Origin of the sequence: Paenibacillus sp. yr247, from assembly GCF_900103825.1 — a bacterium.
In the GTDB taxonomy this organism is placed as follows: Bacteria; Bacillota; Bacilli; order Paenibacillales; family NBRC-103111; genus Paenibacillus_E.
On sequence record NZ_FNIF01000029.1, the window covers coordinates 41127 to 52313 of the forward strand.

The following is an 11187-nucleotide window of genomic DNA, read 5'->3' on the forward strand; positions in this document are numbered from 1 at the left end:
GATTTCGCTTTCACACAAGTACCTTTTATAATAAAGAGGAGGAAATCATGAAAAAAGTAGCAATTTCGATTTTACTTACAGCTGCGCTCTTAACGGCATGCGGAAAATCAGGCGTTTCGATGGACCATAGTGGTATGACAAAAGAGGCAAGTTCCTCGCAAGCAGGAAATGTACAAGCTCAGTTTAAGCTTTCTAGTGATAAAACACTGCCAAACCAAGATACGACTATTACGATTAAAATTCAGGACAAAAACGGTAAAGCGATTGATAAATTTGATACTGTGCATGAAAAACAAATGCACTTTATCATTGTAAGCAAGGATTTGTCATTCTTTAACCACATTCACCCAGATTATAAAGGAAATGGCGAGTTTACTGTTACAACACAATTCCCAACAGCCGGTGAGTTCAAGGTGATTGCCGATATCACTCCAACGGGTATGGGAGCAATGAATAAGAGCCAGTGGATTACAGTTCAAGGGAACGCTCCCGCGCCAAAAGCCATTGAGCCAGACGCAATCCTAACTAAAGTAGTGGACGGGAAGGAAGTCACGCTTTCGGTTGATCACCTAATGGCAAACATGGAACTGAACTTGAACTTCAACATTAAAAACGCTCAGTCAAAACAACCAATAACGGATCTCCAGCCTTACCTTGGGGCAGTTGGCCACGTTGTAATCTTAACCCAAGATGCAGAAAATTATTTGCATGTGCATCCTGCAGATGAAAAGGCGTCAGGACCGGATGCCAAATTTATGACGACGTTCCCGCATAGCGGTGTATATAAGATTTGGGGACAATTCCAGCAGAACGGTAAAGTATTTACCGTACCTTTTGTTGTGAAAGTGCCTTAATTAAAGATGGCAAAGTATTTACTGTTCCTTTCGTGGTAAAGGTGCCTTAAATTCCATGCGATCCCCATACGAAAAGAGGTGCTTAACACATGCCTACCTATATCATAACGGGAGGCTCTAAAGGTCTAGGAGCTGCGCTGACGCAGCAGCTCTTACAGCAGGGCGCTGCGGTTCACTGCATTTCCCGCAGCGAGAGCGAGACCTTGCGCCAAGAGGCGCTTCGCGCGGAAGGTGAACTCACCTTCCACGCTTACGACTTGGCGCAAACGCAAGGTCTGGATTCGCTGATGGAGCGAATCCTCGGCTCTATCGATGAAGCGGATACCATCACGCTCATCAACAACGCAGGCCAGCTCGAGCCGATGACATCGATCGGCCGAGCCGGCCATGACGACCTGCAGCGCAGCCTGCAGATCAATCTCGTCGCGCCCGCGCTGCTGACGAACAGCTTCATTCGGCATACGCAGGCGCTGCCGATTGTGAAGCGGGTCGTCCATATTTCATCGGGCGCGGGGAAGAAGCCCTATCCCGGCTGGGGTGCGTACTGCACCGCTAAGGCCGGGCTCGACATGCTGACGCGCTGTATTGGCGTCGAGCAGGAGAACCAGCCCTACCCGGTGGAGGTATTCTCCATAGCACCGGGTGTGGTTGACACCGATATGCAGCGGGAGATTCGCGCTGCATCCAAAGAGGACTTCCCGCAGGTGAGCCGGTTCGTTGAGCTTCAAAAAAATGGCGATCTGCAATCGCCCGAAGCTACGGCGAAGCAGCTGCTCAACCTGCTGCAAGCGAATGCTTTCGCGCAAGGCGAGATCGCCGATCTACGAACAAAAAAGCCCGAATCGTAAATCCGATTCGGGCTTTCCTATCCCCATCATATTGCAGTCCTACTGAATGCTCCCCGTCACAGCCGCCCCTGATGAGAGCTCGGATGTACAATATTTACAGCGAGTTGCTTGTGCCGGAATATCGGACAAGCAGTGCGCACACACCTTTGTCGTTGGTGCCTTTTCTTTAGGCTCTTCTTTCTTACGGAACTTGCTAAGCTGTCGGACAACAAGGAAGATAACAAAAGCAACAATAAGAAAGTCCAGGAAAGTCGAAATAAATTGACCATAATTAAAAGTAGGCGCACTAGCTTTAGCTGCTTGCTCTAAAGTGTCGTAGTGAACGCCGTTTAATGAAATAAATAAATCGTTGAACTTCACTTTACCGAGCAGAAGTCCAATCAACGGCATAATTAAATCATTCACGATCGAAGTAATGACTTTCCCAAAAGCCCCCCCGATAATAACCCCAACGGCTAAATCTACCATATTTCCTTTGAATGCAAAATTCTTAAATTCCTTTAGCATCGCTTACCCCCATGAGACAATAATTGTTAGCATTGTACCATATTCGGTTGTACCCAAACAAATGGCTGCAGGGTTGGCAAGGGCTCTGTTTCCTCAGGTCGAATATGTCCATGGAGAAAAAGTTGATTCTATCGAAATACGCGAAAAGGTCAGTAAAGGTTCTATAATCGTTTGAAGTTTTCTTTTCTTTTAATGAAGTGATAGTAAATGATTTGCATACTTTCAGCCAATAAATAAATCGGAACCGACCAATACATTTTATATCCCTTATCATAATGATACAATCCAACTTGTACTCCGATCCATTCCATCACAAGTGAGAAGCAAGTCCAAGACAAAACATAGATGAGATGCATATATCCTTTTATGTTTAACTTCTCATAGAGATATATATAAAAATAACTATAGGGACAAAACATAAAATAACTCAAAAAATCAATGAATTGATAATCTGAAGTGTCATTAACATCATAAAAGTCCCACGGTCGAATACCAATCGTATGATCAAAGAACATGCCAATATAAAAGCCATAAATATAATGTGCTGTTCCTTCTAATAGAGAAAAGATCTTCGGGATAATGAAGACGAGTATGTTTAAGGATAAAAGGGACAAGATGACAAACCATTCATTTGCATTAAATGAATTATCATACACGACTTTCATGTTTTCTGCGCTCCCATTCTTTTAGATACAATACTGTTTTGGCAAGCATTAAACCGAATAGGAGGAAAGCGGCATCCATAATTGCAGCGCAAATAAAATTCCATTTGATAAATTGAATCACTTTAAAATGAATGGTAAGATAATCCATTCCTTGCATGACTGCTAAAACAACAATAAAAAGTAATATCCTCTTCTTCCAAGAGGGAGTTAACAAGTAGGCATTTGTAAAAATGAGTACGATTAAGGGAATTATCATTTCTCGAAACATGAGTAAAAAAACGAATAAGAAATTGTCTTCTGTTGTTTTAATCATTTTCAATTCCATTGTCATGATGGTTATGTAATTTTTTGTAGCAATAGCCATGATCATAAATACGATTGAATTTTGCAGGAAAGACAGTTTTTTCTTCAGAAAACAGAAAATATGTACAATGATTATCACTAGTGTGATAGAGATGGACAGAGCCATAGGAATCCCCTTTTTTATAAAGAAGGTGAATGATGTCTATATTGTACAATTTAGGGAATTCATATACATTCGAAGTATCCATAGAGGTTTATGCAGCTAACCTATCTGTCCCTTTTATCAACCTTAGCTTCATGCAGCACTTCATGGAGCGCCCCAATCAGCGCGAGCTGATCGTCCGATGTTATCCATAAGTTGATGCAAATCCTGTTTCTTCATATAAGTGCCTGTTGGATTGTTAGGTGAGCAAATATAGATCAATTTGGTTTGTCCTGTTACAGCAGCGAGTATATCGTCGACATCATAGCTGTAATCTTTACAAAGCGGTACGTGAACTACGCGTGCACCCATCAAATTAGCCCCAAATTTATATTCGCTAAAAGTTGGAGAAGGCACTATAATCTCATCTCCCAGCTCCAAGAACGTCTCCGAAATGAGCGTAATGAGTTCATCTGCACCATTAGTGACAAGGACTTTAAACTGCCACTTATTTCCAATAGCGGCTCTGAGATCAACCGTGTCCGCGTCGGGATAACGATGGATATCGGACAGATAAGATTGAATTGCAGTAAGTGCTAGAGGGGACGGGCCTAATGGATTTTCGTTGGAAGCAAGCTTGGTGACTTTCTCAATACCTAATTCCCGCTGAACTTCCCAAATTGGTTTTCCGGGAGAGTAAGGTTTCATGTGTGCTAGGACATAAAAACCCATATCCCAACTTTTAGGAGAGTAGTATAATACATAATGAAGCGTACTCCGACAAAGGAAAGGACTCAGCGGGATGGGGAAAAAGAAGAGGTTTGGTATCCGATCCAAAATAATGCTTGGCTACATCTTCATTATCGTCTGTATAAGCATTTCGTTTACATTAGTGTTTAACCAAGTAACTTCGATGCAAACAGATAGAAATTATATCATTGAGCATGATTTTGCCGTTCATAATGAAATCAATCGCATCGAAAAATTCGTAATGGATATGGAAAGTGGACAAAGAGGCTATCTGTTAACCGGAGATCCTACCTATCTTGAACCTTATAACAATGGGGAGTCTAACTGGCGGCAATCCTACATGACACTTAGTCAACTTACTAGGGATAACGCCGTACAGGAGCAAAGTTTAGTTTCTATTAAAAATTCTATTGAGCGTTGGGTAATGCAAGTTGGAGGGACATCGGCCCCATTGATGAAAAAGATTATAGGTCCTGAAAGCATCGATTTATATGATTTTTATTTGGGTAAGCAAAATGTCGAAGATATACGTTCACAGCTTGATCGATTTCGAAACATAGAGATTGGGCTTACCAAGGAGAGAGCCAAGCAATTAGACGATCAGAATAAGATGCTTACGATTTCCTTATTTGTGATGTTAACAGTGTTACTGATATTTTCATTAACCGCTGCGCTATTGATTTCGCAATCTATTGTTGGAACGATTAAGCAGGTTACAAAAAGTATTCTGAAGTTAAGCTCATTCAAGAGAGATCATTCCCTGCGCATACATGTCACCATGAATGATGAGGTGAAAGATCTCGCAGAGGCTACCAACATGCTGCTGGAGAACCAAGAGGAAATGGAGTGGCAGCAGCGTAAGCTGGCGGAAGTAGTTCATATGCTTCAAGGCATATCCGATCTGGAGACCTTGGGCACATCTTTTATTAGTAAAGCTGCTGAGCTGTTCGGTGCATCATTCGGTCTCTTCTACCTTCGTTCTACGCATGAAGGGATAGATGCCATGATTAAATTGGCTTCTTACGCAGTGATGGGGGAGAGTGATGACATCGGGATCCAACGATTCCGATTAGGCGAAGGACTTATCGGGCAATGTGCGTTAGAGAAGCGAATGTTTCACTTTATGAATGTGCCGGATCATTACGTTAAGATTACTTCCGGACTTGGAGCCGTGAAGGCGCAAAGTGTGCTTATTGTGCCCATAAAACATAACAATGAAGTCATTGCCATTATGGAGTTAGCAAGCTTAAATAGGTTTACGCAGCAGCAGCTGGAACTGCTTGAAGATATACTTCAAGTACTGGGAACGATCGTACATAGTGTGCAAACGCGCGTCGAAGTGGAGCGGCTGCTGAGAGAATACCAGATCATGACGGAAGAACTGCAGATCCAAACAGAAGAGCTCCAAAGCCAACAAGAAGAGCTGCATATGACGAATGAACAGTTGGAGGAGCACAATCGATGCGCGGTAGAAAAGTCGAGAGAACTTGAGCGTATCAAGGTATCCCTTGAAGAGCATGCGATTCAGCTGCAGGTAAGTTCTCGGTATAAATCGGAGTTTTTGGCTAATATGTCCCACGAATTTCGGACCCCTCTTAACAGTGTGGTTATCTTATCCCAAATGCTGCAAGAAAATAAAATGGGGACATTGACAAAGGAAGAGGAAGAATATGCCCGTGTTATTCATTCTTCAGGGACGGATCTGCTGCTGCTCATTGACGACATTCTTGATTTATCGAAAGTGGAAGCCGGAAAGTTAGATATTCATGTAGGTGAATTGAACCTTAAAGAACTTCCTGCTCTCATCCAAAGTCAATTTGCGAAGGTGGCCGAGCAGCGCAACCTCACATTTAACATTGAGCGAGATCCAAAGTTGCCGGATATCTTTCATACGGATGAACAACGGCTAAGTCAAATTCTTAAAAACCTGCTGTCTAATGCCTTTAAGTTTACACATGATGGCAGTGTTCAAGTGAACATAAGTATGTGTGACTCCGAACAAATTTCGGAGTTCCTACCTTCAGCAAAGCATAGACAAGTCCTTGCTATTTCGGTAAGCGATACAGGGATAGGCATTTCTCCGAACAAACAGATGCTTATCTTTGAACCGTTTCGACAGGCCGATGGTACAACCAATCGAAAGTATGGAGGAACGGGTCTTGGCCTCTCGATCAGCCGCGAGCTAGCCGGACTTCTTGGAGGAAGTATAGGGATGAGAAGTGAGGAAGGTGTAGGAAGTACCTTTACGCTCTACGTTCCTTCATTGGAACCAGGGATAAATGATTTTAAGACTGCACTGGAGGAAGCAGCAGCAGCAGCGCATTTGCCAACGCTATACGACTCATCTCAAGGGGGTGATAATGAGCAGGCAGTCGTTCTGGCAGAGACAAGCAAGTTGAAAGGAAAGAAAGTGCTTGTCGTTGACGATGATGTGCGTAATGTCTTTGCATTAAGCAATGCTTTTGAAAAAGAAGGGATGTTAGTCAGCGTCGCGCATGATGGAGAGGAATGTCTGACTATTATTCAGCAAGATTCGCATATCGATCTTATCCTTATGGATATGATGATGCCGGTTATGGATGGTTATGAGGCTATGCGTATGCTTAGGAAAAACACCAGCTATGAGAAAGTGCCAATCATAGCATTAACAGCCAAAGCCATGAAACAGGATCGGGATATTTGTTTACAAGCAGGGGCCTCCGATTATATAAGTAAACCGCTGAATTTAAACCAATTGTTGTCGCTAATGCGAGTTTGGTTAGCTGAGTAAAAAGATCTTTGACTCTATCCTAAATGGACAGGGTCAAAGATCTTTTTTTTAATGAGGTTAATAATTAGTAATAATAGCTTACTTCTTCAGATCCAAACGCACATCGCGACCATCGTCCTGCACAGACAGCTCTTTGCCAGCAGCTTTTAAGGAATTAGCGTAATTTACCCAAGCATCCAGCATGATGGCGCCATCTTTCCAATCCTTCACTTCACCAAATACTGTAAAGCCGTCGCCATTGCCTGTTGCCATGAAATCATTGGTAGTTACCTTGAACGTGCGATCTGTATTCAACTTGCCATCCACATAGATAGGCGTACCATCAACCAGGGTGATTTTTGAATATTTTTCGCCGAGTGGCTTCGTGCTATCCCACTCTACTTTCAAGCCGGAGAATTGAATAGCCGGAAGATTGGTATATTTATCTGTCACTTCCAATGCTTTTTTAATTTGTGCTGCCGTCATTGTTCCCGTAACGTTGTAATTGCCGAAAGGGAACACTTCAAACATTTTGCCATACGTCAGTTCACCTTTGTCCACATCAGCGCGAATACCGCCAATATTGGTGAAGGCAATGTCAGATTTCTCGGAAGCGCGCATCGCATCCGTGATGCTGTTTCCTAATTGTGAAGCGCCATCGCGGTCAACCCCGCCATTCGTCGCAAAACGGAAGGACTTACGACCAAGGGGTTCTGCAGCAACGACTTCTACTTCACCGGATTTTGCAGAGATTTTAGCTTTGTAATCCTCAACCGTTTGGTGAATCTTCGCGTCAGCAGTCGTCAGGTTCGTATAGGTTTCAAGCAAGCTTGCATTGGAGGAAACGACTTGCTTTGATTTTTTGTCTACAAACAGTTGAATGTGACCAACCGCATATAGCCAGCTTTGAGCCTCAACCACAGGAATACCGTTTACGATGCCGGCAACACGCATGTGTGAGTGACCGCCAACAATCGCATCTAGAGTGCCATTCCCAGTGCCTTTTGCTAGATCAGCAAGCTCGCTGATGATTTCAGCAGACTTTTGGTTTTGTTCACCTGGTAGGTGGGAGGTAACCATAATGATGTCAACGCCTTTAGCTCGCAGTTCAGCGGACAATTCTTTTGCCAAGGGAACCGGATTTACAAAGGAGAGACCTTCAATGTTTGTTGATTTGGTTGTTGTCGTTGTTTGTGGTGTTGCGAAGCCGATGATTCCGATTTTCAGGCCGTCTTTTTCAACAATCACATAAGGCTGTGTCCAGTCGACACGTTTACCTGTTTTATCATCAATAATATTAGCTCCGAGAATTGGGAATTTAGCTTTCTTAATGTTGTCGATCAGAACGTCGCGGCCGAAGTCAAACTCATGGTTCCCGATAGCGGCAGCATCATATTTCACTTGAGCCATCGTATCCATAACGGATTGGCCATTCGTTGTATTGGAAATCAGCGTACCTTGCCAAGCGTCTCCGCCATCAACAACTACCGTGCCACCTGGATTTATAGCTCGGAAATCTGTGACTATACCTCCGAGTGTCTCGATACCGCCTTGACCTTGATTTCGTTTTTTATCGAAGCCAACTTCGATTTTACCGTGAATATCATTGGTAGTTAAAATGTCTACGACTTTAAATAAAATGGGCTTAAGCGCCTTCGCTACTTCATCACGAGTCACTTCAGCAGAAGGGTTGAAGTTACCATCGAGGGTAGGCGCAAAAATACCGCTGATGACGGCATAAGCGACATAAGGGCGGGATTCTTTAGCAATAGAAGAGGAATCTTTGAAGTAGTTCAACACATTCTCGTTCACTTTTGGCAGTTGGCCGCCAGTTATGACTTTAACAATCAACTCAGCAAGCTCTTGACGAGTAATGGAAGCATTCGGGTGAAACGTACCATCAGCAAAACCACTAATCAGCTTAGCTGCAACAGCATTCGCAACAGCTTGTTTTTGCCAATTTGCAAGATCTGTGAACGTAACTGTACCTAGGTCTGCACTTTTCAGCTTGGCAGCACGGTTGATCATCGTTACGACTTCAGCACGTGTAGCCGCGTTTGCGCCACGGTAATCGGTATCCCCGTAGCCCTCAACAGCGCCGTTATCAATGGCGAGACGCATGTCTGATTTCATCGTAACGGTAGAAGCTGGTGCTGACGTTTCGGCAAATGCTAGACTGCTAGCGAAAGTACTAGTAAGAAAGGTTACAAGAGCAAGTGCAGTAAGGCGAGTGGTCAATGTTTTTTTCATGTGGGAAAAAGTCCTCCTTCATATAATAGAACGTTGTTTAATTAGCCCATCTATAGTATAAAGGAAAATGGTAGATTTTGAGAAGTGAAGAAATTATTATCATTAAAACAAACAAAAAAAGCCATTCACCTTCCAAAGGTTACGTGGCTTTGCGGTCCGTATAAACTTCAAAATGATAGATGGTATTACGTGTTAGCACCCGGAAATCCAGTCCGTCCTGGTCTATCGCTTGAACTCTAGTTGTTTTGAAGGGGATATAGCGATGAATACCTGATAAGATCATTGGGGACCCGACCTCGGTAGGGTTCATTTCACGAAAAGTCTGCCCTTGAATCTCATCAAAATCGAATCGTTCTGACCTATGCTTGGGTGTAATTCCATCCACTTCGTAGATTTGAAGAAGCTTTAGCAATCTCATGTTATGTACCCTCCAATCTGAACCTCTTATTCTAGTATACAATGACTTTGGGATCTAAGGCCAAATTTTATAAACCTATCACATATATAGTAATGTCCTGATACTGTCTTAGTTTCTTAAATATACAATTTTTGATTGGAAACGGAGATGTTGATAGAATGATGCTTACAAGCATCTCTTAATTGCTACCTAGCCCTCCCGCGCTCTTTTCGTTACAATAGAAGTAGATGAATTTAGGAGGTTATGTACAATGGCAGTTTTGAAAATGGAGCATGTCGGTGTAATGGTAGCAAACTTGGAAGCATCGATTCATTTCTATGAAGAAGTAATCGGACTTAAGCACAAAAGTACTTTGCTACATACGAACGGTGTGATTCGACTCGGCTTTCTAGGCTTTGAAGCGCAGAATGAAACCGAAGTTGAATTAATTGAGGGTTATAACGCGGGATTACCGCAAGAGGGGAAGGTTCACCATTTAGCCTTTACCGTGGATAATATTGAAGCAGAATTTACAAGAATTAAAGGACTGCAAGTCGAGCAGTTGGATGCTGAAATTACAACTCTCCCGAATGGATCCCGATATTTCTTCTTTAATGGTTTAGACGGAGAACGCATCGAATTCTTTCAATCTACACGTTGATCCGATTATAATCTGCTAGATATAGCATCCTTTTACTAGAGTTGTAGATTCAAGTAAAGAGGTGCTTTTTTTGATGCAAAAGTTCTGACTGCTTTCTCTCTGTTATACAGTATTGCGTGCGTTTAGATGTTTCTGGAAAGTTGGAACAGCAATTGGAATGTGATGACCCAAGGATATGTTTCTTCAGAAGTGTTCTCCTTGCAAAATAACTCATCTGATTTAGTGAATAGTATGGCTCATGCGCTCAAAGGGGCAGTTGTTGAAAGCTATGGGGATGTGAATACGTTAAGTTCATCTCTAGCTTCCTCTGAATTTAAGTCTTCAATAATGAGCGGAAATCAAAAGGTGAATTTGCAGAATGCTCTTCATCAGGAATTTATAACTGGCTTATGGCGTTTAACCGTAGGGACACCGATTATTACAATGGAATACTAAAGAGAGAGCGAGGGTGCAGTCGATGCATCCTTTTTTGTTGTATGTTCAAGTAGGAACATTCAAAACAATTGCAATTGCGGAACATTTCCGAAGGGGTTGTAATTGGTTTCTCTACGTGTTACATTAGTCCTCGTTGCTTTGAAGCAGCAAATACCATGAACCATTAAAAGGGACTTGCATTCAATCAGCAACGTATGTTATTATAGCTTTCCGACAGACAACGACAGAAAATGACAAGAAAAAAAGTTCTTGCAATTGATGGACGATCTGTGGTATATTACTTCTCGCTGCTTCGGTAACACGGCAGTGAGCGAAAGAAATTGATCTTTGAAAACTGAACAACGAGTGAGTAAGCACGGTCGAGTAATCGACCAAAAAAGAGATTGTAAAATCTCGCTAGCAACGCAAATGAGCAATTAAGCTTTCAAATAGTTTTACTATTATGGAGAGTTTGATCCTGGCTCAGGACGAACGCTGGCGGCGTGCCTAATACATGCAAGTCGAGCGGATTTATCCTTCGGGATAAGTTAGCGGCGGACGGGTGAGTAACACGTAGGTAACCTGCCTATAAGATCGGGATAACTATCGGAAACGATAGCTAAGACCGGATAACTGGTTTTCTCGCA

General features: G+C 42.8%; 11 protein-coding genes and 1 rRNA gene. 6 read left to right on the forward strand and 6 right to left on the reverse strand.

The features are described from left to right. The first annotated feature begins 47 nt into the window (after positions 1-47). Both BLT91_RS26670 and BLT91_RS26675 read left to right on the forward strand, forming a co-directional pair. Positions 48-854 carry a hypothetical protein gene (locus BLT91_RS26670; protein ID WP_090826815.1) on the forward strand — a complete coding sequence of 269 codons (807 nt, stop codon included), beginning with the start codon at positions 48-50 and terminating at the stop codon, positions 852-854. Positions 855-943: 89 nt separating this feature from the next. After that, positions 944-1702, forward strand: a complete 759-nt coding sequence (locus BLT91_RS26675; RefSeq protein WP_090826817.1) for a (S)-benzoin forming benzil reductase — start codon at positions 944-946, stop codon at positions 1700-1702. A gap of 39 nt (positions 1703-1741) precedes the next feature. Here the strand turns inward: BLT91_RS26675 and mscL are convergent, their stop codons facing one another. The 4 genes from mscL to BLT91_RS26695 form a co-directional block, all read right to left on the reverse strand. Further along, the gene (mscL, locus tag BLT91_RS26680; RefSeq protein WP_090826820.1) at positions 1742-2209 is read right to left on the reverse strand and encodes a large conductance mechanosensitive channel protein MscL; all 468 of its coding nucleotides are present in this window, start codon (positions 2207-2209) and stop codon (positions 1742-1744) included. A 161-nt stretch (positions 2210-2370) separates the two neighbouring features. Continuing rightward, a complete protein-coding gene (locus BLT91_RS26685; RefSeq protein WP_090826822.1) occupies positions 2371-2874 on the reverse strand; it encodes a hypothetical protein in 504 nt (167 codons plus the stop codon). Continuing rightward, positions 2858-3238, reverse strand: coding sequence for a hypothetical protein (locus BLT91_RS26690; protein ID WP_175532538.1), 381 nt, complete (start codon positions 3236-3238; stop codon positions 2858-2860). Before BLT91_RS26690 ends, BLT91_RS26685 begins: the two co-directional genes overlap by 17 nt. A 246-nt stretch (positions 3239-3484) precedes the next feature. Beyond that, the gene (locus BLT91_RS26695) at positions 3485-4027 is read right to left on the reverse strand and encodes a pyridoxal phosphate-dependent aminotransferase (RefSeq protein WP_254777147.1); all 543 of its coding nucleotides are present in this window, start codon (positions 4025-4027) and stop codon (positions 3485-3487) included. A 94-nt stretch (positions 4028-4121) separates the two neighbouring features. Between BLT91_RS26695 and BLT91_RS26700 the strand changes: the two genes are divergently transcribed. Continuing rightward, positions 4122-6839 carry a response regulator gene (locus BLT91_RS26700; protein ID WP_090826828.1) on the forward strand — a complete coding sequence of 906 codons (2718 nt, stop codon included), beginning with the start codon at positions 4122-4124 and terminating at the stop codon, positions 6837-6839. Positions 6840-6917: 78 nt separating this feature from the next. Here BLT91_RS26700 and BLT91_RS26705 read toward each other — a convergent pair whose 3' ends face one another. Both BLT91_RS26705 and BLT91_RS26710 read right to left on the reverse strand, forming a co-directional pair. Then, positions 6918-9068: a 5'-nucleotidase C-terminal domain-containing protein gene (locus BLT91_RS26705; protein ID WP_090826830.1), complete on the reverse strand. Its 2151-nt coding sequence runs from the start codon at positions 9066-9068 to the stop codon at positions 6918-6920. A gap of 139 nt (positions 9069-9207) precedes the next feature. Further along, complete coding sequence (locus BLT91_RS26710) at positions 9208-9486, reverse strand: hypothetical protein (protein WP_090826832.1); 279 nt, start codon at positions 9484-9486, stop codon at positions 9208-9210. A 250-nt stretch (positions 9487-9736) separates the two neighbouring features. On the opposite strand from BLT91_RS26710, the gene BLT91_RS26715 reads away from it, so the two are divergent. The 3 genes from BLT91_RS26715 to BLT91_RS26725 form a co-directional block, all read left to right on the forward strand. Beyond that, a complete protein-coding gene (locus tag BLT91_RS26715; RefSeq protein WP_090826834.1) occupies positions 9737-10126 on the forward strand; it encodes a VOC family protein in 390 nt (129 codons plus the stop codon). 126 nt (positions 10127-10252) lie between these two features. Further along, positions 10253-10561, forward strand: a complete 309-nt coding sequence (locus BLT91_RS26720; RefSeq protein WP_090826836.1) for a YwmB family TATA-box binding protein — start codon at positions 10253-10255, stop codon at positions 10559-10561. Between the two features lie 439 nt (positions 10562-11000). After that, positions 11001-11187 (forward strand): 16S ribosomal RNA (locus BLT91_RS26725); the annotation flags it as partial.